The sequence below is a fragment of the Bacillus sp. 0909A genome (genome assembly GCF_036765115.1).
In the GTDB taxonomy this organism is placed as follows: domain Bacteria; phylum Bacillota; class Bacilli; order Bacillales; family Bacillaceae; genus Bacillus; species Bacillus mojavensis.
In genome coordinates, this window is sequence record NZ_JBAIZU010000003.1 from 846,719 (window position 1) to 869,139 (window position 22,421).

Consider the following 22,421-nt stretch of genomic DNA (forward strand, 5'->3'; position numbering starts at 1 on the left):
GTTGTAAATTTATACAAATGAAGTGAATATCCCGCCATGATGCGGATTTATGCCTTTTGCAGCACATGCTTAATCTTTTCAATCGCCCAATCCAAATCCTTTTTGGAAATGATTAATGGAGGGGCAAAACGAATGACGGTATCATGCGTTTCCTTGCATAAAAGCCCTTCATCTTTTAAACGCTCACAATACGGACGCGCCGCTTCCGTCAGTTCCACACCGATAAACAGCCCTCTGCCGCGGACTTCTTTAATGATAGGGTTATCAATGCTCTCCAGCTCTTGTTTAAAATACTCGCCAAGCTCAAGAGAACGCTCCGCCAGCTTTTCATCTTCCAGCACTTCCAGTGAGGCGATGGACACCGCACACGCCAGCGGATTTCCGCCAAATGTGGAGCCGTGTGAGCCCGGGTTAAACACGCCTAAAACGTCGCGGTCCGCCGCAATGCATGAGATCGGGAATACACCGCCGCCAAGCGCTTTTCCTAAAATGTACATATCAGGATCAATGCCATCCCAGTCACAAGCGAATGTCTTGCCTGTACGTCCGAGACCCGTCTGAATTTCATCGGCAATCAACAGCACATTTTCTTCCTTACAAATCGCCGCCGCTTCCTGCAAAAACCCTTCAGGCGGAATCACAATGCCCGCTTCGCCTTGAATCGGTTCAAATAAGAATGCCGCTGTGTTTGGCGTAATCGCCTGACGCAGCGCTTCCGCATCTCCGTAAGGGATTAGTTTGATTCCCGGAAGCATCGGACCGAATCCTCTTTTATACTCTTCTTCAGAAGAAAGAGAAACCGCAAGCATCGTCCGGCCATGGAAGTTCCCGACACATGCGATAATTTCCGCTTGATTGTCGGCTACGCCTTTCACTTCATAAGCCCAGCGTCTCGCTGCTTTTACCGCAGACTCAACCGCTTCAGCCCCCGTATTCATCGGCAGAATCATCTCTTTGCCCGTCAGCTTAGCCGCCTTTTCGTAAAACGGTCCGAGCTGATCGTTGTGGAACGCGCGAGACGTCAGCGTAATTTTATCAGCCTGATCCTTTAATGCCTGAATGATTTTCGGATGTCTGTGTCCCTGATTCACCGCAGAATAAGCACTCAGCATGTCCATATATTCATTGCCTTCCGGGTCCTTTACCCAAGCACCCAGCGCTTCAGAAATAACAATCGGCAGCGGATGATAATTGTTGGCACCGTAGTGAGACGTCTGATCAATAATTTCTTTGGATTTTGATAAAGCTGGCATATTTGAATTCCCCCTTGTTTTCTGTTTCCACACTATATCCTGCTTTCCCTTTTTATAAATGCAAGTTTCGTGCCAACTCGCACATTCGTGTATTTTCTACAATATTCGAGGCAAGGGTGCAAAAATATTCAGATATTTTGCGCGGGATTTTCTTTTAGTGCAAAATTCTTTTGCATTTTCGAATGAAGATGTTCAACAAAAAAGGTATACACAAGTCCGATAAGAAGAATTCCTTTAAATAAATATAATTGATACAAGAATGACATGTTAAAAGAATGCGTATTCGTTACAATATAAAAAGGCGTAATCCGTAGGATGATTACGCCTTTTTATCCAGTTCTTTTTGAAATATGAAATAAGATGCGAATACGGATAAGAGTATGCTGCCTATTGCTGCTATAAAAATAATCGGCTCGGTAAAAGACTCAGGAATAAATGCAGTTAAAACAATAATGATTCCGGCTAAAACAAATATTCTTGAACTCAATCTATGTGTAAGCCTCCATACATTTTCACTGCTTAATGTCCAAGGAGTTCTAATTCCCAAGAAAAAATTTGGTCTAACCTGCTGAAGAAAATTACCGAAAACCATAAATATAGCCCCAAGAATAAATGATCCTAAATATGGAATAGGAAGTTTAACCCCCAACCCCGTCAATATTGTAATCAAATTAATGATAAATAAGACGAGAAACATGGTATTAAAAATAGTTAAGTATGCACGAGTAAAAGCCGAATAGTTCCGACGGGGATCAATTTTAGGAATAAGCACCATAAGAATATATTGGACTATCATTATACCTACCAATGTAGCTATAGCGGTAGGTTTCTTAGAAAAATCATCTGCTTTACCGCTTATTCCCCAATGTGTTGCCAATTCATTAGGTAAGTGTGAATATGTTATAATCCAAGCTAAAACTGTTAATGCTATCATAACTAGTGCAAAGAGATATTTTTTCATTATTCTTCACCTTCCTTCTTTGTCATGGTCTGTTTCTGTAAGGGAAAAAAACCAGCCAATAAGATCTTGAAGTACAGTCGTATTTAAAGAATAAATAATATATTGTCCCTTTTTTTGATCTCGAACTAAATCAGTGTTTTTTAAAATATTTAAGTGATGAGAAATACTAGGTTTTGACATATCAAATTGGTCAGCAATTTGCCCGGCTGTTAAATCTTGTTGTTTTAATAAATCAAGAATCCTTCTCCTTGTAGGATCGGCCAGAGCTTTAAAAGCCTTATTCAAATAATTCTCCCTCCATTTAGAAAACATTACCATTTAGATATTTACCTAAATACTAAATCATTTTGTTTTTCCAGTCAATATACAATATAAGAGTGATAAAGGATTGACTGTGACTGAATCATAAGTGCAAAATTCTTTTGCATATCCTCTCCATTCTTTTATAAAATAGAAGCAATATTAAGAAAATAAATGAGGGAGGTTTATACTTTGGTCAAAGACAGCGAATTCCTCACATTAGTGTTTCAGAGCATTTTGGATGAAATTGATGTCGGCCTGCACGTGGTGGACGAGCATGGAAACACGATTGTTTATAACAACAAAATGATGCAGATTGAAGATATGGAGAAGCAGGACGTCTTAAATAAAAACCTGATGGATGTATTTATGTTTTCGAAGCAGCAGGACAGCACGCTTGTGCAAGCCCTTCAGGAAGGCAAAACGATCAACAATGTAAAGCAGAGCTATTTCAATAATAAAGGCCAGGAAATCACGACGATCAATCATACATATCCGATTATCCAAGACGGCGAAATCAAAGGCGCTGTCGAAATTGCCAAGGATGTGACAAAGCTTGAACGCCTGATCAGAGAGAATATGAATAAAAAAGGAAACGCGACGTACACATTTGACAGCATTCTCGGCACCAGTCCGGCGATTCAGGATGTTATCGAAAACGCCAAGCGGGCGACCCGCACGTCTTCATCGGTTCTTCTCGCAGGTGAAACCGGCACGGGTAAAGAGCTGTTCGCACAAAGTATCCATAACGGCAGCGACCGATCAAGCGGCCCGTTTATTTCTCAAAACTGTGCGGCTCTGCCGGACAGCTTGGTGGAAAGCATCCTGTTCGGGACGAAAAAAGGCGCGTTTACAGGTGCCGTTGACCAGCCTGGCCTGTTTGAGCAAGCCCATGGCGGCACACTTCTGTTAGATGAAATCAACTCACTGAATTTGAGCTTGCAGGCAAAATTGCTGCGCGCCCTGCAAGAACGGAAAATCAGACGCATTGGTTCGACCAAGGATACACCGATTGACGTGCGCATTATCGCCACGATGAACGAAGACCCGATTGATGCCATTGCGGGTGAACGAATGCGCAAGGACTTGTATTACAGGCTGAGCGTCGTGACGCTGATCATCCCGCCTCTTCGGGAGCGCAAAGAGGACATTTTGCTTCTCGCGTCGGAGTTCATCCAGAAAAACAACCACCTATTTCAAATGAATGTCGAACAGATCAGTGAAGATGTGAAGCAATTTTTCTTATCCTATGATTGGCCGGGCAATATTCGCGAGCTTGAGCATATGATCGAGGGTGCGATGAATTTCATGACAGATGAACAAATGATTACGGCTAACCACCTGCCATATCAATACCGCATGAAAATCAAGCCGGCTGACACATCGGAGCCAGAAACCGAAGGGCATCAGCCAACAGCTGATTTAAAAGAAAAAATGGAAAGCTTCGAAAAATATGTAATCGAGAACATTCTAAGAAAACACGGCCATAACATTTCAAAAACCGCCCAGGAGCTCGGCATCAGCAGACAAAGCCTGCAATACCGGCTGAAGAAGTTTTCTCTGCACGCAAAATAAAAACCAGTATCATACAGAACAAACCATAAAATAAACGCTGAAAATGGAAAGCTGACAAGCCCTTACACACTGTTTCACGTGTAACATCCGTGTATTTTCTATGGAACGGGCGTAACCCCCGTTCCGCTTTTTTACATAAAAAACAGCCTGGCATTGGTGCCAGACTGTTTCTATTATCTTCCTAACTGATCTGCAGAGGACAGTTTCACTTCAACGGACTTTTCTTTTCCGCCTCGGTAAAACGTCACCTTCACCCGATCACCAACACGTTTTTGATAAAGCCGCTTCCGAAGATCCACAATATCATTTACTTTTTGCCCGTCAAATTCAGTGATGACATCCAGCTCCTTGAGTCCCGCTTTTCCGGCAGGTGAAAAGGCATCTACACCCATTATCACCGCTCCGTTGGTCACATGTTTAGGAAGCTTCAGCGTTTCATTCCAATGGTAGCTTGCGATATCATTTAACGATTTCATTTCAATGCCAAGGAACGGGCGCTTCACTTTACCGTATTTCTCTAAATCCTCAATCACCGGAATTACAAGTTTAGATGGAATAGACAGGCCAATCCCTTCAACCGCTGACTCCGCGATTTTCATTGAATTGATGCCGATGACTTTACCATCCATATTTAACAAAGCGCCGCCGCTGTTCCCCGGGTTAATAGCCGCATCGGTTTGCAGCACCTCTGCATTCCAGTCAGGCTGACCGTCATCATTGGAATCAACCGGAATCGCTCTCTCTGTTCCCGAAATGACGCCTTGTGTGACAGAGCCTGCAAATTCAAGGCCTAACGGATTGCCGATCGCAATTACCGGTTCGCCTGATTTCACTTTATCTGAATTGCCAAAATCAGCGACGGCTTTGATTTTATCGCTTTTCACCCGCAAGACGGCAAGATCCATCAGCTGGTCGCTGCCGACAAGCTCAGCAGACACGCGCGAACCGTCTTTTAAACTGATTTCAATTTGGGAAGCGCCCTCGATCACATGATGGTTGGTGACGACATAAGCTGAGTTGTCATTTTTCTTGTAGATGACGCCTGAGCCGCTCCCAGCTTCACCGCTTTCTCCCCAAATATCTGTTTTTTGAATGTTTACGACACCGACAACAGCTGGCGACACATTGCTGACAATCTTAGTGACAGCGTTGTTCACACTAACATTCACTGTTCGAATTGGCTCCCGCCTGTTGTTCAGCTGCTGATCTGCCTCACCTGTATCTAACCCCTCATTTGAAAGGTATGGCATTAGAAACGCCATCAATACAGCGCCGACAATCACCCCGATCAGACTTGAAAGAAAATAACCTTTTTTGCTTCTCTTCGGCTGTTCAGGAGTATTATGTTCCTCACGCTCGTAATCCACCATATTCCATCCTTTCAGAGAACGTTGATATGGTTATATTGTGGATTAGAAACGCCTATAATAGTCATGTTACATAAGAAAAAATTATACAGCGCAAAGCGGAGTAGCCTTTTTCGGGTCGGTATCAAACAAATCAAATGTCTCGCCTGCCACAAACCCTTTAGAAGCCAAGGTCTGCTGGACAGACATTCTGGCCAGCTCTTTCATATTGTTGTCCTGACTCAAATGGGCGAGATAGATACGAGATGTCTCATCGCCGATGACATCAGTCATCGCCAAAGCAGCATCTTCATTTGAAACGTGCCCGACGTCACTTAAAATCCGCCGCTTAATACTCCAAGGGTATCTTCCCATTTGCAGCATGCCGACATCATGATTGCTTTCAAAAACGAACACATTCGCAGACCGGATAATGCCCTTCATCCGGTCGCTGACATATCCTGTGTCTGTCATTAACGCGAGCTTGCGCCCATTACAATGAAACACATAAAACATGGGCTCAGCCGCATCGTGAGAGACGCCAAACGATTCTACATCAAGTCCGCCAAATGACTTCACCGTCTCCATCGGAAACTCAAACTTTTGATCGGTATCAATTTTGCCGATCTGGTTCTCCATCGCCTTCCACGTCTTCTCGTTCGCATAGATCGGAAGCTTGTACTTTCTGGCGATGACGCCGAGGCCTTTAATATGGTCACTATGCTCATGCGTCACAAAAATGCCGTCCACATCATCAAGCTTACGTCCGATTTGCGCCATTAATCCGTCCATGGCTTTCCCGCTCAAACCGGCGTCCACTAAAAACGCGTGATCCTCTGTTTCCAGGTAAAACGCATTTCCCGTACTCCCGCTCGCAAGTACGCTAAATTGCAAGCTCATTTCAGTTCACTCCATTATTTTGATTGATCTGTATCTAAAATCGTACTCTCCAAAGCATTCACAGTAAAATACTCTTGTACTTTCTTTTTCTCGCCGTTCACTTTTTTATCATACTCCACCGTAACTCTCCATACCGGCGCCAGCACCTGCGTACTTGTCAGCGGATATTGCGCAACATAGCCGAATTTCACACTCTTTATGGTGCAGTATTCTTTTAACTGATTTTGATAGTACAATAATTCAACCGCATCAAGCTCAGTAATTAAGCTTTCTTTCTGAATCTGCTTAAAGGTCTCAAGCGTCGACTGCTCGTATGACACAACCTCGTTTTTATCGTTTAAGTGCAAAATCACTTGTCCGATCATATTAGAGGAGTTGTCAGTCTTCTGATAAATGTAATGGCCTTCATACGTTTGGAAGTAAATGATTTCTTTTTTAGATTTATCCACCTTCCAAAGCTTATATTTTTCACCATCTTGAATTTTAGAAGCCACAAGCGCCTGTGCATCGCCCTCTATGTTTTTCTTAGAAAGGCCAATCGGGCTCGTAAACTTCATCTTTAGGTTCGTTACTTTATGATCATCACTAGGCATATCCATCATAGGCTTTTGATCCTTGAGTGATTCGATATCATCCTTCGTGAAGACCTTTTGATTCGCCGTGATCCGATAGCCTTCTATCGCTTCCTTATCCAGACCTTCATACGTGATATGGTCTGCCTTCATGTCATGCTCTACATCGTTTTTAATGACTTCATATTCTTTACTGATCGATCGCTTCTCAAAAAACTGATAGCCTAAGAAAATATCTAAAATGAGGAAGGCAACGATGAAGATTGTTTTTGTCTTATTCCACTCCATTGTCTGCCCCCTCCTTCGTCAATAATTCCTTCGTAATCGGCACCATTTTTCCGTTTATTTTCATAGCCCAAACCGGTTCAAGCTCAACAAGAGGATCATCGTTGGTTGATGTTGACACCAACTGATACGCAGGGAAAATCTGATCAATTTTGTCCGTATCATACGCCGTTTGTTTGGACAGAAGAGCTCTCACTTCACTGCCGCTCATCAGCTCTGTTTCACTTGTTTTAATCGGATTCGTTCCGAGACTGTAGTTCGGCCGTTTATAGCTGAGAATATCGTCATTGGCCCATTGCACGGTGATTGCCGAAGTGCCGCCAAACGGTTTAGACATGCTGTTAATGACCGGGAGCTGGTCCATCGTGATATAGAAACTCAGCTGCTGGCTGTCATTGATATTAAAAAATTGATAGTGATCCGTCCAACTTCCTGTATCCTCTAGGTATTTCTGACTCTTTTTGATTAACTCACCTGTTTGATACGAGGTGCTCTGCACTAAATTACGCTGCTGAAATTGAACCTGCCGCTGAGTCAGGCTGACATCTAAACGGCTGATGCCATCCGTCAGTACATTTCTGTTATTATAATTTGAATCTTCTCTTACGATGCTCGGATCGCTGAACAGTGCCTGTTTAAACGTGTTTGTCTTAATAGATTCCGTGACAAATTCCTTTTTATCCATCGTAAGCGATTTGTTCGGAAGCAAGAACTCTTTCTTTGTTCCGATCGAAAACAAACTGTACGCAGGCATGTTTGATTTTTTGTTTTGTAAATCATTCATGATATTCCGATAGTTTGCTGATTCAACCGTCACTTCCAGAATAAGCTGCTTGCTGTATGATACCAAATAAATCTTCTTATTCGTTTTTGTTTCATCGAATGGGATCATAATATGATCAAACGAGCTGTATTCAAACGATTGATTGGACCATTTAAGAAGCGTTTGAATAATATCAATAGGTATCGTGTCACTGAATTGCAGATCAAGCTTGGCAGCAGAACCGCCTCTTCCATAAAACCAGCTTTTGAATCCGGCTTTATCATATTGATCCGATATATCTTTAATGCCTTTTACATCCCAATGCGGCAAATCTGACCAGACTTCATCATAAAGTGTTTCATCATCGACCTTATAATGAGCACCGTCATCATGAATGAACATTTCCCGCGGTTTTACCGTTTCAGACAGCTTTTGGGTATTTTTTTCAATTTTATGTTTCTCACGCACCATAGACTCTGCTGATGACGAGCCTTCAGAAAAATTAGGCTGAAATGTCCATATGCTCCATGTAAAAACAAGACTGATGACGACGAGTACCGTAAGTAATATTGTTTTTATATTTTCACGCTTCATCCCAATCATCCTCTTGTTCTTCTTTATATGGAAGAGTAAAAGTTATCGTTGTGCCTTTTCCTTCTACACTGTCTGCCCAAATATCTCCGCCATGCGCCTGAACCATTTCCCTCGCAATGGCAAGTCCCAGACCGGTCCCGCCGAGCTTTCTCGTTCTCGCTTTATCGACCCTGTAGAAGCGGTCAAAGACTTTTTCAACATCCTTTTTCGGAATCCCGATCCCTTCATCCTTAACACTGATATAGAGAAGTTCTTCCTCTTCATTTACGTCAATCGAGAAGGTGACATGTCCGCCTTCAGGAGAATATTTTAAAGCGTTGGAAATAATATTATCGAGCACCTGCGTAATTTTATCCTGGTCAATCTCCACATACAGGTTTCTGTCCGGCAAATTGCGGATAAATTCCACATGCTGTTCTTTCGTCATTTCAAAACGATCAATAATGAGGGACATAAATCGGACGATTTGAATCCACTCACGATTAAATTGATAATCCTTGCTGTCAAATTTAGATAGCTGCAGCAAATCGTTTACAAGCCGAATCATCCGCTCTGTTTCATTCTGCGTCACCATTAGGAAACGCGGTGCAATGTCTTTGTTTTCCCATGCACCTTCAGCTAACGCCTCTAAATAACTGCGCATTGTCGTAAGCGGCGTCCGCAGCTCGTGTGATACATTCGCCACAAACTCTCTGCGTTCCTGATCAATTTTCTCCTGCTCGGTTACATCGTAAATGACCGCAATTAAACCGTCGATTTTGCCATGCTCCCTTTGAATCACGGAGAAATTGACGCGAAGCACTGTCAGTTCGTCGTCCCGCTCAATTTCGAGCAGCATAGAGTCCTGCTGTTCAACTAAATCTTCAAAGGTATAATTCTCTTGAATCCCCAGCAAGCTTGTAATCGGCATTTCCAAAGCTGTTTCACGTGAAACGTTCAGCAGCTCCAGCGCCGGGCTGTTCAAGAGGATAATCGCTCCGTTTCGGTTTGTGGCAATAACGCCGTCCGTCATATAAGCAATAACAGAGGAAAGCTTCCTGCGTTCACCCTCTGTCATGGCCTGTGCATCTTCAAGCTCTCTCGTTAAGTGATTAAATGTTGTGGCGAGCTGTCCAATTTCATCATGACCATACTTTCTAACCTTCCTGGAGAAATTCCCTTTCGCAAGCTCCATTGCCTGTTTCCTCATATCTGAAAGCGGGTGGGTAATAGTTCTGGCCAGAAAAATACCGAGAAGGGCTGTCAAAACGAGGGCCAAACCAGTGCCGGAGGCCAGTATTGTGTTGATGGTCTTCATTTGGCCAAAGACATCTTCCATGCTCGCTACCACATAAATCGCCCCGACAACTTCTTGGTTTTCAGTGGTAACGGGCTTTGCGGAAATGAGGACTCTTATTTTGCTTTTCGGGTCATAATATTTTCTAGAATAAGACTGTTTAGTAGAAAAAATTCTTTTGAAAATGAGATCCGTCGTTTGTTTCCCTGCAACTTCTTCTCCATATGGCCTTGAAGAGCCAACCACTTCATAGCTTTTATCAACAAAAGTAATTTCCCGAATCTCATCACTCTTCGTGAAGTCATTCAAAATACGGCTGACATCATCCTTAATGACGGTGCTGTCATTATCACTCTTATATTCCTGCTCAATATAATAAGAAAGGTTGTCGATTCGCTGATTAAGCGATTGTTCATAAGATGTAATCAGCGACTTCTCTACCTGATTGACAAAATACACACCAATGACTTGCATCGCGATGATTATCAAAAGCACATAAATCAAGGTAATCTTAAATTGGATCGACCGAAAAAAACCAACCTTATTCATTGGGCATTAGTCCTGTTCTGGGTTTCTCAAGTAATAACCGACGCCGCGGCGTGTGACAATCCAATTTGGATGGCTTGGGTTGTCCTCAATTTTTTCACGAAGGCGGCGCACTGTTACGTCAACCGTTCTGACATCCCCAAAGTAATCGTAGCCCCAGACTGTTTGCAGCAAGTGTTCACGTGTCATGACTTGACCGATGTGTTTTGCCAGGTAATGCAGCAATTCGAACTCACGATGGGTCAATTCGATCGTTTCATCTCTTTTAGACACTACATACGCGTCAGGGAAGATCACGAGGGAGCCGATATGAATGTCGTTGGAAGATGATTCTTCCTCCGCTGGCGCTGTTGTCAGCTGGCGGCGCAGGTTCGCTTTCACACGGGCCAAAAGCTCACGTGTGCTGAATGGTTTCGTCACATAGTCATCAGCGCCGATTTCAAGCCCAATGACCTTATCAATTTCTGAATCCTTAGCCGTCAGCATAATGATAGGCATATCGTATTTCTTTCTGACTTCACGGCATACTTCAACGCCGTCTTTATTTGGAAGCATAATATCTAAAAGAATTAAATCAGGCTGAAGCTCTTCCACCATTTCGACGGCTTCATTTCCGTCATAGGCGCAATGCACTTCATAGCCCTCTTTTCTTAAGTTAAATTCCAATATATCTGCAATCGGTTTTTCATCATCTACTACAAGGATCTTTTTATCCATCATTTTTGATTTTCCTCCTGCCGAATGGTCTTCATTTCATCTATATCACATTCGTTACATCACTTATGGCCCAAATAGAACAATGGGTCCTTGTCTATTATAACGGTTTAAGGTCAAAAGATAAAAAAAATAAAGGTTTAGAAAAAAACACATTTTTCACCTTCATCCACCAGTTGTCTATCTTTTGTCATGTTTTTCAACTTTTCTTAAAAAAGATAATTTAAATGAAACCTCCCCTCACCTGCGTGCGTCTTTTCATTGACGTCTTCTTCTTTGAACCGGCCGCAGGGCCGGTTCTCCCTTTTTCTTCTATTATAACACTCCGCATGTCTATCTTTTCTTAAAAGAAAAAACGCACCTACGATTGCAGATGCGTTTGGTAAGTGGCTCGGGACGGAATCGAACCGCCGACACACGGATTTTCAGTCCGTTGCTCTACCAACTGAGCTACCGAGCCAAATGATTTATTTTTCTCTACTAAGTAAAGTAAAATGGCGGTCCGGACGGGACTCGAACCCGCGACCTCCTGCGTGACAGGCAGGCATTCTAACCAACTGAACTACCGGACCTTACAGTAATTTGTCTGGAGAGCTGTCGTGTCAGCTCTCGCAGACAAATAAGGAATTTAGCAATAACGCTAAAGTAAATCAATGACCCGTACGGGATTCGAACCCGTGTTACCGCCGTGAAAGGGCGGTGTCTTAACCGCTTGACCAACGGGCCTTCACAAAAATGGTGAGCCATGAAGGACTCGAACCTTCGACCCTCTGATTAAAAGTCAGATGCTCTACCAACTGAGCTAATGGCTCCTAAGATGCCGGATTTTTCATAGAGCAAACGACTTGGATCAAGTTCTTATCTTGTACTCTATTGAAGTAGTTTCCGTAACAACGAGATTTATAATATCACGAACAAATAGAAGTGGCAATAACTTTTTTGGTTTTTTTTCATATTTTTTTCTCAGACCAACTTATCTGCATTTTTCAAACAAAAAAAAGCCCCTGAAAACAGGGGCTTACGGGTATTCTGCTTAGTTCGCACGATACACGCTGCGAAGGACATTTGTTTGTGAACGGTCTGGGCCGACAGAGAAAATAGAAAGCGGAATGCCTGTCAGCTGAGACACGCGCTCAAGATAGTGACGCGCGTTCTCAGGAAGCTCGCTCAAGCTTTTCGCACCTGTAATATCCTCAGTCCAGCCCGGCATTTCTTCATATACCGGCTCACATTCAGCAAGTGCTTTAAGGCTTGCAGGGAATTCTTCGATGATTTCGCCTTTATAGCGGTACGCCACACAGATTTTCAGCGTTTCAATTCCTGTTAGAACGTCAATTGAGTTCAAAGAAAGATCTGTGATTCCGCTGACACGGCGGGCGTGGCGGACAACGACACTGTCAAACCAGCCGACACGGCGTGGACGGCCTGTTGTTGTTCCATATTCACGTCCGACTTCACGGATTTGATCTCCAATTTCGTCTTTCAGCTCAGTCGGAAAAGGACCATCGCCGACACGAGTCGTATAGGCTTTTGAGACGCCAACTACGTGCTTTATTTTTGTCGGGCCGACACCTGAACCGATGGTTACACCGCCGGCAACCGGGTTAGATGACGTAACAAACGGGTATGTTCCTTGGTCGATATCAAGCATAACCCCTTGTGCGCCTTCAAATAACACGCGGCGGCCTTCATCAAGCGCATCATTTAAAACAACTGATGTATCGCAGACATATTTCTTAATCTGCTGTCCGTATTCATAATACTCATCTAAGATATCTTCTATTTTAAATCCTTCTGTCTCGTACATTTTCTCAAGCAGACGGTTTTTTTCTTCAAGATTACGTTCGAGTTTCTCCGCAAACGCGTCACGATCCAACAAATCCGCGATACGAATGCCGATTCGGGCTGCTTTATCCATATAAGCAGGGCCGATTCCTTTTTTCGTTGTGCCGATCTTGTTTGCTCCTTTTCGCTCTTCTTCCACTTCATCCAACTTCAAATGATACGGCAGAATCACGTGAGCTCTGTTGCTGATTCTCAGGTTATCTGTACTGACGTTGCGCTCATGAAGATACGCAAGCTCTGTGACTAATGCTTTTGGATCTACAACCATTCCGTTTCCGATCACACACGTCTTATCTTTATAGAAAATTCCAGACGGGATTAAGTGAAGCTTGTATGTGACTCCGTCAAACTTGATGGTGTGCCCTGCGTTATTTCCGCCTTGATAACGGGCGATCACTTCTGCATTTTCTGATAGGAAATCTGTGATTTTACCTTTTCCTTCATCGCCCCATTGCGTACCTACTACAACTACTGAAGACATGTCCGTGCACCTCCGTTAACCTTTCAAAAACGATTCTATTCAAACAAATCAAGTTTATCAGTGAAGAAACAGAAAGTCAATTGCAAATCCGAACATTAAATTCTTGTAAATCCTTATTCGTTCGCTTTAATTGATATTAGAAGCGTTTTCTTGAAGCTTTTCCTCGAAAAGCTCATGAAACTTTCATCCTTTAGCAGAGGAAAGAATCACTTGTCTGAAATCCCTTTAGTGTTCATGAAAACGATCCGCCAGCCGTCCGGGTCTTCTATTGTCACCCCTCCATGACTCCAGTATGGGTTCTCAGGTTCCGCCTCCTGATAGCCCATGCTTTTTAATTTTGCAGTGATGGCTTTGATTTCTTCTTCGTTTGGCACATAAAAGACGAGCAGGCTGTCTGGATGGGGAACGGGCGCTATACTTTCTCCTTCATGCTGGGTGAATTCCAAGTGGTAATCGGTGTGGGGGAGTCCAAGCATGACACCGTCATACCCATTATGCTGATGAAATTCACCAAGTCGTTTTAAGCCCAGCCCTTTTTCATAAAACCGAATGATCTGGTCAAGCCGGCCCGTATGTCTTGCTATCCGAATTTGTGCGGCATGAAATTGTGAAAAACGATTCCTCATTGTTACCCTCTCCTTTTTGCCTCATTTTATTAAACCGCTTTCATTATTACATCCACTAAGCGGCTGGTTTCTCTTCCGTCTTTTGGATGAAAAAAACCCCAAGAAGAAGCTCTTGGGGTTTACGCACCGGGCGGAACACCTGCGTCATCAAAACGCCGTTCCAGGTTGACGAATTTATTGTATTCTTTTACGAACGCAAGAGACACGGTTCCTACCGGGCCGTTACGCTGTTTGGCAATAATGATTTCGATAATGTTTTTGTTCTCAGTTTCTTTGTCATAGTAGTCATCACGATAAAGGAACGCAACAATATCTGCATCCTGCTCGATACTTCCTGATTCACGAATATCAGACATCATCGGACGTTTATCCTGACGCTGCTCAACGCCACGCGAAAGCTGAGAAAGCGCGATAACAGGGACTTGAAGCTCTCTGGCGATCGATTTCAGTTCACGGGAAATTTCTGATACTTCCTGCTGACGGTTATCCTTTGAACGTCCGCTTCCCTGGATCAATTGCAGGTAATCGATCAAAATCATGCCAAGACCGCTTTCCTGCTTCAAACGGCGGCATTTGGCACGGATTTCACTGACACGGATACCTGGTGTGTCATCGATATAAATTCCGCTGTTGGACAGGCTTCCCATCGCCATCGTCAGCTTGCCCCAATCTTCTTCTGTCAGATTTCCTGTACGAAGGTTTTGGGCATTGATATTTCCCTCGGCACAAAGCATACGCATAACGAGCTGCTCGGCACCCATCTCAAGACTGAAAATGGCTACACTCTCGTCGGTCTTCGTCGCTACGTTTTGCGCGATATTCAGGGCAAAGGCCGTTTTCCCTACTGACGGACGGGCAGCCACAATAATCAAGTCATTGCGCTGGAATCCGGCAGTCATCCGGTCAAGCTCAGAAAACCCTGTTGGAATCCCGGTAATATCGCCTTTTCGATTGTGAAGCTGTTCGATGTTGTCATACGTCTGAACAAGGACATCCTTGATATTTTGAAAGGCGCTTGTATTTTTGCGCTGCGCTACTTCCATAATCGTTTTTTCCGCTTCACTGAGTAAATCTTCGACCTCGTCCTCGCGGGTATATCCGTCCTGAGCGATTGTTGTCGCTGTTCTGATTAACCGGCGAAGAATTGATTTTTCCTCAACGATTTTTGCGTAATATTCTATGTTAGCCGCTGTCGGCACCGAGTTTGCGATATCAGTCAGATACGATATGCCTCCTACTTCTTCCAGCAGGTCCGTGTTGGCAAGCTCTGACGTCACCGTAACTAAATCAACCGGTTCACCGCGGTCTCCGAGCACCAGCATCGCATTATAAATTTTTTGGTGGGACATTCTATAGAAATCATCTGGAATCAATACCTCTGAAGCCAGTGTTAAAGCAGACGGCTGTAAAAAAATAGCGCCTAACACGGCTTGTTCGGCTTCTATATTTTGCGGCGGCAGCCGATCATTCAGAAGGTCTGTCATGCTAAGCACCGTCCTCTCATTAAAAAATCTCCAAACTCCATTTTACCATTTATCCAGAAAAAAAATAGAAAAATTCTTTGTTTCCTATTTTTTTCAGTCAGCAGATTGGATAGTTTCGGACAGTGTCAGCCTGGGGAAAAAAACTGATAAAACTTGAGGGAGGAATAAATATGCTGAAAAAATACGCCGTAACACCCAACGTCGATGTGGACGGCTGGTTTATCACAGTGGATAATGTGGCGCCTACAGCTTTATACACCTCTAAAGACGCCGCAATTGAAAAAGCGAAGCAGGTAGCCAAAGAGAACAGCCCGGCAAAGCTTGTGATTTATGACCAGCATAAAAATGTGGAAGAGGAACTCTCTTTCTAACAAACTGAAGCCTTCGCTGCCGCGGGGCTTTTTTTAGCGGGTAAGACACGCTATTCCATCCATTTGAATCCGGTACGCATCATGATATCCGCCGCCTTTTGATACAGCTCCCACTCTTCAAATGAAGCAAATTTCCCCATCAGCTCCTGAAGCTTATGCCGCAAAGCGATATATTCTTCCAATGTGACAGCTCTCTCAGTGTCTATCTGATGCTCATACAGCATTTGTTTTAATAATGATAACGGTTTATTCATGATGAACCCTCCTTATCTCTTTTATAAGGGGCATTTTCGGATTGCACCATTCCTTTGTGATATCTTCTTACGTTTCACATCTGATTCTTGTACAATGGACAAAAGAGAGGAGGGATCTTTGTGAGACCTTTGCAAATTTCTGCTGAAACTGCACAAAAGCTTGCAGAGTCTTTGAATCTGCCGCTTGAACAGATCATGCATATGCCTCAGCATATCCTGCTTGCCAAAATGGCTGAATTGCAGAAAGAGGACAAATCATAACCCGCACTCGCATACTTGCTTACATGTATCGGAATGATATTAAGTATATGTTAGAAAAGAGGAGTAACTGCTTTGCCACATCCACAAAATAAAAAAATCCAATCGTTTTGGCTGATTGCCGGTATTATCTTTATCGCGTTTAACTTAAGACCTGCAATCACTTCAGTCGGGCCGGTCATCAGCTCCATCAGGACCGAGCTGCACATGTCCAATGGGGCAGCCGGGTTTTTGACCGCACTGCCGCTGCTTTCGTTTGCCGTTCTTTCTCCGCTCGCGCCTAAGCTAGGACGTCGTCTTGGAAATGAGCGAACCTTATGGCTTGGTCTCCTGGTACTGTTTATCGGTGTTTTGATTCGCTCTGCCGGCCATACTGCCGCTTTGTTTTTCGGAACGGCACTCATCGGAATCGGAATTGCGATCGGAAACGTACTTTTGCCAAGCTTAATCAAACATAAATACCCTGAAAAGCCAGGGCTCATGATCAGCCTGTATACGACATCAATGAATATATTCGCTGCTTTAGCATCAGGTATCAGCGTACCTTTAGCGGCCCAGTTGGATGGCGGATGGAAACAGGGCTTTCTTTTATGGGGAGGCTTGGCATGTCTAGCCTTGCTGATTTGGATCCCCCAGCTTCGCCATCGGGATGTGTCCAACCAGACGCCGCAGCTTCAAACCAGTCCGATTTGGGCTTCCAAAATGGCATGGTTCGTCACCATCTTCATGGGTCTGCAATCCTTTTTATTTTACAGCAGTATCGCCTGGTTTCCTGAGATTCTCCGTTCACACGGGATTGATACGTCAACCGCCGGATGGCTGGTATCACTCATGCAATTTGCGAGTCTGCCTTCCACGTTTCTGACACCGGTTTTAGCTGACCGCGTGAAACATCAGCGCGGGATCGTTGCAGCGCTGACCGCAGTCTATCTGATTGGTCTATGCGGATTATTAACAGGCGGCAGCCATGCTATGCTTGCCATCTGGATGGTGATTATCGGTATCGGACAAGGCTCCAGCATTAGTCTGGCACTTGCTCTCATTGGGCTCCGCAGTGAAAATGCGTATCAGGCTGCAGCGCTGTCAGGCATGTCCCAGTCATTTGGCTACCTTCTTGCTGCTGTCGGGCCGATCTTTGTCGGGTTTCTCTTTGACCAGACACATTCATGGACAATGCCGATTGTGCTTCTTATTGCTGCTTTAATCGTCATGGGAACAGCAGGACTCGGGGCAGGACGCGATCGATACGTCCTTCAGAAAGAGAGAAAGCGAAATTCAGCATAGAAAATGGGCGGGGAACATGTCTCCGCCTCTTTTTTATGAAAAAAACTGTAAGTCATTCTTTGAATCTTTATGGTTTATTCATAAGTTTTTCATATTTGTTTTTTACAATAAGACATCATAAAGAGGTGAAAAACAATGAGAACCAAACGTTTCGACACAGTCCTTATTTTTATTTTGCTTGCAGCGGCTTACCTCAACACCTATCACATTTGGCAGGATGACGCTGCGAACCAATATTATCTGGCAGCGGTGAAAAGCATGACGCAAAGCTTCCACAATTTCTTCTATGCGTCATTTGACCCTTCCGGATTTGTAACAGTTGATAAACCGCCTGTTGTACTATGGATTCAAACCCTCTTCGCGCTGATCTTTGGTGTTCATACGTGGAGTGTCATCATTCCTCAGGCTCTCGCTGGGGTTGGTTCGATAATCCTCCTGTACAGAATGATCAAACCGACTTTCGGCATTGGAGCGGCCCGCACCGCCGCGCTTGTCATGGCGCTGACACCGATTGCAGTCGCCGTCAGCCGGACAAACAACATTGACAGCATGCTTGTCTTTACCTTATTGCTCGGTTCATCATGCCTGCTTCGGGCGGTCAAACAAGGCAAGCTGGTTTGGCACCTGACGGCATTTGGCCTAATCGGCCTTGCATTTAATATGAAAATGATGCAAGCCTTTATGGTATTGCCTGCATTTGTGTTATTCTGCCTGATTGCTTCTCGGGTTTCGCTTAAGAAAAAAATAGGATCGCTGCTTCTGTCTCTTATCCTCCTAACCGGTATATCGCTCTCATGGGCGATTATTGTGGATTCAACATCCTCCTCCAGCCGGCCTTATATCGGAAGCAGCCAGACAAACTCTGTGTTAGAACTAGCCTTCGGATATAACGGAACAGAGCGGCTGCTTGGGCAAACCACCGGCCTTGTACGCGGTGATATGAATGCCGCAGGCGGCGGTAGCATGCAGAGTAATGGCACGATGCAAATGCCAAATCACAATGAATCATCTGACGGAACCTCTTCATCTCAGAACAGAAACAGCAAGGCAGCTGGAAATCAAAACAGCAACGGTTCCTTCGGGGGCAATGCACAGGCTCCTCAGCCGCCTTCTGGATTTAATGGAGACGGAGGTACACCTCCAACAGGCGGCCAAGGGAATGGAGGACCTAAAGGCGGAAATGGAGGACCCGGCGGTGGCGGAGGAAAAAGCATGAACATGTTCGGCACAGGTGATGCAGGACCGCTTCGTCTCTTCCAATCGGCTCTTTCCGGCCAAATCAGCTGGATGCTTCCATTCGCATTGATCGGATTACTTGGTGTAATTGTCAGCTGGTGCCGTGATCGGCGCGGTCAGGCGGCGGAAATGAAAGAAACGATATTCTGGACAGCATGGCTCGTGCCTGTGGCAGGTTTCTTCAGCATCGCAGGATTCTTCCACCAGTATTACTTGATTATGCTGGCACCGCCGATCGCCGCCCTTTCCGGTATCGGATGGTATACAATGTATCGCCTATACAAAAACAATAAAGATTGGGCCAGCTACCTGCTGCCGGCAGCCGTTCTGATCACAGCCGCATTCCAGGTCTATATGCTGAGTGCTTATACAAGCCCAATCGGCAATGTATGGATGTACGTCCTGGGACTCTTGGGACTCGGCAGCACCCTTGCGTTTCTGATGCTTAAACGCAGTCAACCTTTCAGCAAGCAGCTGACCATCGTCAGCTTGTGCGTTCTGTTGCTTACACCAATCTACTGGTCAGCAACGCCGCTTCTATACGGAGGCAACAGCGTGCTTCCTGAATCAGGTCCGCAGCTCAAAAGCTCAGCAAACGGCGGAAACATGTTCTCCTCAGAGGTTGATACCGGACTCTTGTCCTATCTGAGAAAGCATAATACCGGAGAAGAGTATCTATTTGCTACTTTGACAACCGTAACGGCTACGCCATATATCATCAATACAGATGAATCTGTCATGGCACTCGGCGGCTTCAACGGCACAGATCCGATCCTGACTGTCTCTGATCTGAAAAAACTAGTCAAAGAGGGCAAAGTGAAATACTTCCTGCTGACAGAAAAGGACTCAGGCAATACTGAACTCGTTTCTTGGATCAAGAAAAACGGCCAAGAAATATCTTCTGACAAGTACAGCAGTTCCTCGAGCAGCACAAGCAGCCAGCAAAGCATGAAAGGTGGACCTGGCGGAGAAAGCCAGCAATCCCTTTATCTCGTAGAATAAAAAAAGAGGCTTGGATCAATCCAAGCCTCTTTTCTATTAAGCTTCTTCTTTCACATGTACCTTTAACACAGCCTGGACCTCAGGATGCAATTTCACAGGAACGTTTGTATAACCTAACGCACGAATGCCATCCGGCAGTTCCAGCTTCCGCTTATCCACTTTAATGTTATGGTCTTTTTGAAGCTGTTCAGTAATTTGCTTGCTTGTGACAGAGCCGAATAAACGGCCGCCTTCACCTGATTTCGCGCTGAGCTCAACAGTCAGTTTTTCTAATGTCTCTTTTAAGCTCTTTGCCTGTTCAAGCTCTGCAATGGCTTCTTTTTTCTCTTTCTGCTTTTGACCGTTTAGTACACTGATGTTTGACGCGTTCGCTTCAACCGCGAGGCCTTTTTTTATCAGAAAGTTATGCGCATAACCATCTGCTACGTTTTTTACTTCGCCTTTTTTTCCTTTTCCTTTTACATCTTGTAAGAAAATAACCTTCATCTTTGTACGCCTCCCTCAAAATACTCATCTATGGCGCCCTTCAGCCGCTCCAGTGCTTCTGTTACTGAAATGCCGGATAACTGAGTCGCCGCATTTGTTAAATGTCCTCCGCCTTCCAGCGCCTCCATGATGATCTGAACATTCACATCGCCAAGAGACCTTGCACTGATACAAACAGTTTGTTCATCACGTCTTGCTACCGCAAATGAAGCCTCAACCTCGCTCATCGACAGCAGAGAATCCGCAGCCTGCGCAATCAGCACTTGATCGAAATATTCATCCTCATTCTCAGGCAGAGATGCAATCGCGATGTTCTCTTTATAGAGGGCCGTATGCTGGATTAGCTTCGCTCGTTTAATATAGGAATCAACGGTTTCTTTGAGGAACTTCTGCACAAGCACCGTATCGGCGCCTTTTGCTCTTAAATATGAAGCCGCATCAAAGGTCCGCGAGCCAGTGCGGAGTGAAAAGCTCTTTGTATCCACTATTATACCAGCTAATAGGGCCGTTGCTTCAATCATATTGATTTTTAAGCGCTTCGGCTGATACTCAAGCAGCTCTGTCACCAATTCCGCTGTTGATGAAGCGTACGGCTCCATATAGACGAGCAGCGGGTCTTTGATAAATTCTTCGCCTCTACGGTGATGGTCGATGACCACAATATGCTCAATTTTGTTTACCAGCCGTTCTTCTATAACAAGCGACGGCTTATGTGTATCCACGATGACAAGCAGCGTGTCGTCATTGGCAATTTCCATTGCTTCTTCAGGCGTGATGAACCTTGACCACAGCTCTTCATATTTTTTAATTTCTTCAATTAAGCGCTGCACACTTGAACCGATTTGATTCGGATCAATCACAATAAATCCATCTTTGTTATTTGCCTGTGACACCTTTAATATCCCGATCGCCGCACCGATAGAATCCATATCGGGAAATTTGTGTCCCATGATAATCACATTGTTGCTTTCAGAAACAATTTCTTTTAAGGCATGAGAAATCACGCGGGCGCGCACCCTTGTTCGCTTCTCCATCGGGTTCGTTTTACCGCCGTAAAACTTCACTTTTCCGTTTGGCAGCTTTATGGCTACCTGGTCTCCGCCGCGGCCCAGTGCTAAGTCCAGACTGGATTGTGCCAAATCGCCAAGCTCTTTCAGCGATGAGACCGAAGCTCCGACACCGACGCTTAAGGTCAGCGCAACGCCGTCAAATGAGGTTTTTTCCCGTACCTCATCCAGAATCGAAAACTTCGAATTTTCAAGTTCGGTTAAAATGTTTTCATTAAGTACAGCGATGAAACGTTCTGACGATGTCCTTTTTAGGAATATTCCATACTCCTGCGCCCAAGCGTTGAGCAAAGAGGTCACTTGGCTGTTCATCGTGCTTCTCGTCTGGTCGTCTAATCCTTGCGTCACATCATCGTAGTTATCAAGGAAAATATAGGCCAGCACAGTTCTTTCATTTTCATATTGCTTTTCAATCTGTATCTGTTCCGTCACATCGAAGAAATAAAGCAGACGCTCATCCCGTTTGATGACAACTTTAAATTTTCGGTCATTCAATGTAACCGTTTCCGATTCTACCTCTTGTTTGATGAGCGGCACAACGGATTCACAAGTATCATAAAGTGATCTCCCCACTAATGTACTTTCATTAAAGCAAGAAGAGAGAAACGGATTTGCCCATTCTATATAGTATTGATCATTAAAAAGCATGATGCCGATCGGCATTTCCATCAATGCCTCTTCCCCGACTTTTTTCAACCTGTAGGATAACGTAGAAATATAAGCGTCAATCTCTTTTCGAATAAGAGAATCCGCGCGTTTTATAAAAAACAGTATAACTGCCAGCAGCAACACTTCAACGGTTCCTATGATCCAGTTAAAATAAAAGCTGATGAGGATTGTAATGATTGACAAAGCAATCAATGCATAGATGGGATACCGAAACAACGGTTTTTCATAAAAGCTTGGCATTTCTATCACTCCCCACCATGTGAGTAAAACTCA

Annotated in this window: 20 protein-coding genes and 4 tRNA genes; 5 read left to right on the forward strand and 19 right to left on the reverse strand. The window is 44.4% G+C overall.

Annotated elements, in window-relative coordinates; genetic code table 11:
* Nucleotides 1–47: 47 nt before the first annotated feature.
* The 3 genes from rocD to V6D42_RS14450 form a co-directional block, all read right to left on the reverse strand.
* A complete protein-coding gene (rocD, locus tag V6D42_RS14440) occupies nt 48–1,253 on the reverse strand; it encodes an ornithine aminotransferase (protein WP_024123511.1) in 1,206 nt (401 codons plus the stop codon).
* 319 nt (nt 1,254–1,572) lie between these two features.
* Complete coding sequence (locus V6D42_RS14445) at nt 1,573–2,214, reverse strand: SdpI family protein (RefSeq protein WP_333513671.1); 642 nt, start codon at nt 2,212–2,214, stop codon at nt 1,573–1,575.
* A gap of 6 nt (nt 2,215–2,220) precedes the next feature.
* Nucleotides 2,221–2,499 carry an autorepressor SdpR family transcription factor gene (locus V6D42_RS14450; RefSeq protein ID WP_333513672.1) on the reverse strand — a complete coding sequence of 93 codons (279 nt, stop codon included), beginning with the start codon at nt 2,497–2,499 and terminating at the stop codon, nt 2,221–2,223.
* 207 nt (nt 2,500–2,706) lie between these two features.
* Between V6D42_RS14450 and rocR the strand changes: the two genes are divergently transcribed.
* A complete protein-coding gene (rocR, locus tag V6D42_RS14455; protein WP_268449233.1) occupies nt 2,707–4,089 on the forward strand; it encodes an arginine utilization regulatory protein RocR in 1,383 nt (460 codons plus the stop codon).
* Nucleotides 4,090–4,262: 173 nt separating this feature from the next.
* On the opposite strand, the gene V6D42_RS14460 is transcribed toward rocR, so the two are convergent.
* The 13 genes from V6D42_RS14460 to dnaB all read right to left on the reverse strand — a co-directional run bounded on the left by V6D42_RS14460 (nt 4,263) and on the right by dnaB (nt 15,521).
* Nucleotides 4,263–5,459, reverse strand: coding sequence for a S1C family serine protease (locus tag V6D42_RS14460; protein WP_333513673.1), 1,197 nt, complete (start codon nt 5,457–5,459; stop codon nt 4,263–4,265).
* Nucleotides 5,460–5,540: 81 nt separating this feature from the next.
* Nucleotides 5,541–6,335 (reverse strand): MBL fold metallo-hydrolase, encoded by a 795-nt coding sequence (locus V6D42_RS14465; RefSeq protein WP_010332595.1) that lies wholly within the window; start codon nt 6,333–6,335, stop codon nt 5,541–5,543.
* 14 nt (nt 6,336–6,349) lie between these two features.
* Complete coding sequence (locus V6D42_RS14470; RefSeq protein WP_333513674.1) at nt 6,350–7,195, reverse strand: two-component system regulatory protein YycI; 846 nt, start codon at nt 7,193–7,195, stop codon at nt 6,350–6,352.
* Nucleotides 7,182–8,549 (reverse strand): two-component system activity regulator YycH, encoded by a 1,368-nt coding sequence (yycH, locus tag V6D42_RS14475; protein ID WP_333513675.1) that lies wholly within the window; start codon nt 8,547–8,549, stop codon nt 7,182–7,184. Before yycH ends, V6D42_RS14470 begins: the two co-directional genes overlap by 14 nt.
* Entirely contained in the window at nt 8,539–10,374 is a 1,836-nt protein-coding gene (gene walK, locus V6D42_RS14480; protein WP_010332598.1) for a cell wall metabolism sensor histidine kinase WalK, read from the reverse strand. Before walK ends, yycH begins: the two co-directional genes overlap by 11 nt.
* A gap of 6 nt (nt 10,375–10,380) precedes the next feature.
* On the reverse strand, nt 10,381–11,088 hold the full coding sequence (gene walR, locus V6D42_RS14485) for a cell wall metabolism DNA-binding response regulator WalR (protein ID WP_010332599.1): 708 nt from the start codon (nt 11,086–11,088) through the stop codon (nt 10,381–10,383).
* A gap of 384 nt (nt 11,089–11,472) precedes the next feature.
* Nucleotides 11,473–11,545: transfer RNA gene (locus V6D42_RS14490), tRNA-Phe, on the reverse strand.
* Between the two features lie 35 nt (nt 11,546–11,580).
* A tRNA-Asp gene (locus V6D42_RS14495) sits at nt 11,581–11,657 on the reverse strand.
* Nucleotides 11,658–11,739: 82 nt separating this feature from the next.
* Nucleotides 11,740–11,811 (reverse strand) — tRNA-Glu (locus V6D42_RS14500).
* A 10-nt stretch (nt 11,812–11,821) separates the two neighbouring features.
* Nucleotides 11,822–11,897, reverse strand: a tRNA-Lys gene (locus V6D42_RS14505).
* 221 nt (nt 11,898–12,118) lie between these two features.
* Nucleotides 12,119–13,411 (reverse strand): adenylosuccinate synthase, encoded by a 1,293-nt coding sequence (gene purA, locus V6D42_RS14510; protein ID WP_010332600.1) that lies wholly within the window; start codon nt 13,409–13,411, stop codon nt 12,119–12,121.
* A 206-nt stretch (nt 13,412–13,617) separates the two neighbouring features.
* The gene (locus V6D42_RS14515) at nt 13,618–14,037 is read right to left on the reverse strand and encodes a VOC family protein (protein ID WP_333513676.1); all 420 of its coding nucleotides are present in this window, start codon (nt 14,035–14,037) and stop codon (nt 13,618–13,620) included.
* 119 nt (nt 14,038–14,156) lie between these two features.
* The gene (gene dnaB / locus V6D42_RS14520; RefSeq protein ID WP_010332602.1) at nt 14,157–15,521 is read right to left on the reverse strand and encodes a replicative DNA helicase; all 1,365 of its coding nucleotides are present in this window, start codon (nt 15,519–15,521) and stop codon (nt 14,157–14,159) included.
* Between the two features lie 170 nt (nt 15,522–15,691).
* Between dnaB and V6D42_RS14525 the strand changes: the two genes are divergently transcribed.
* Complete coding sequence (locus V6D42_RS14525) at nt 15,692–15,892, forward strand: DUF2188 domain-containing protein (protein WP_010332604.1); 201 nt, start codon at nt 15,692–15,694, stop codon at nt 15,890–15,892.
* Nucleotides 15,893–15,942: 50 nt separating this feature from the next.
* Here V6D42_RS14525 and V6D42_RS14530 read toward each other — a convergent pair whose 3' ends face one another.
* On the reverse strand, nt 15,943–16,146 hold the full coding sequence (locus V6D42_RS14530) for a hypothetical protein (protein WP_010332605.1): 204 nt from the start codon (nt 16,144–16,146) through the stop codon (nt 15,943–15,945).
* Nucleotides 16,147–16,266: 120 nt separating this feature from the next.
* Between V6D42_RS14530 and V6D42_RS14535 the strand changes: the two genes are divergently transcribed.
* The 3 genes from V6D42_RS14535 to V6D42_RS14545 all read left to right on the forward strand — a co-directional run bounded on the left by V6D42_RS14535 (nt 16,267) and on the right by V6D42_RS14545 (nt 19,926).
* Nucleotides 16,267–16,407, forward strand: coding sequence for a YycC family protein (locus V6D42_RS14535; protein ID WP_003242786.1), 141 nt, complete (start codon nt 16,267–16,269; stop codon nt 16,405–16,407).
* Between the two features lie 72 nt (nt 16,408–16,479).
* Nucleotides 16,480–17,688, forward strand: coding sequence for a CynX/NimT family MFS transporter (locus V6D42_RS14540; protein WP_333513677.1), 1,209 nt, complete (start codon nt 16,480–16,482; stop codon nt 17,686–17,688).
* Between the two features lie 135 nt (nt 17,689–17,823).
* Nucleotides 17,824–19,926: an ArnT family glycosyltransferase gene (locus tag V6D42_RS14545; RefSeq protein ID WP_333513678.1), complete on the forward strand. Its 2,103-nt coding sequence runs from the start codon at nt 17,824–17,826 to the stop codon at nt 19,924–19,926.
* A 36-nt stretch (nt 19,927–19,962) separates the two neighbouring features.
* Here the strand turns inward: V6D42_RS14545 and rplI are convergent, their stop codons facing one another.
* Together rplI and gdpP are read right to left on the reverse strand one after the other, a co-directional pair.
* The gene (gene rplI / locus V6D42_RS14550; protein WP_010332608.1) at nt 19,963–20,412 is read right to left on the reverse strand and encodes a 50S ribosomal protein L9; all 450 of its coding nucleotides are present in this window, start codon (nt 20,410–20,412) and stop codon (nt 19,963–19,965) included.
* A complete protein-coding gene (gene gdpP / locus V6D42_RS14555) occupies nt 20,409–22,388 on the reverse strand; it encodes a cyclic-di-AMP phosphodiesterase GdpP (protein WP_333513679.1) in 1,980 nt (659 codons plus the stop codon). Before gdpP ends, rplI begins: the two co-directional genes overlap by 4 nt.
* Nucleotides 22,389–22,421: the final 33 nt, after the last annotated feature.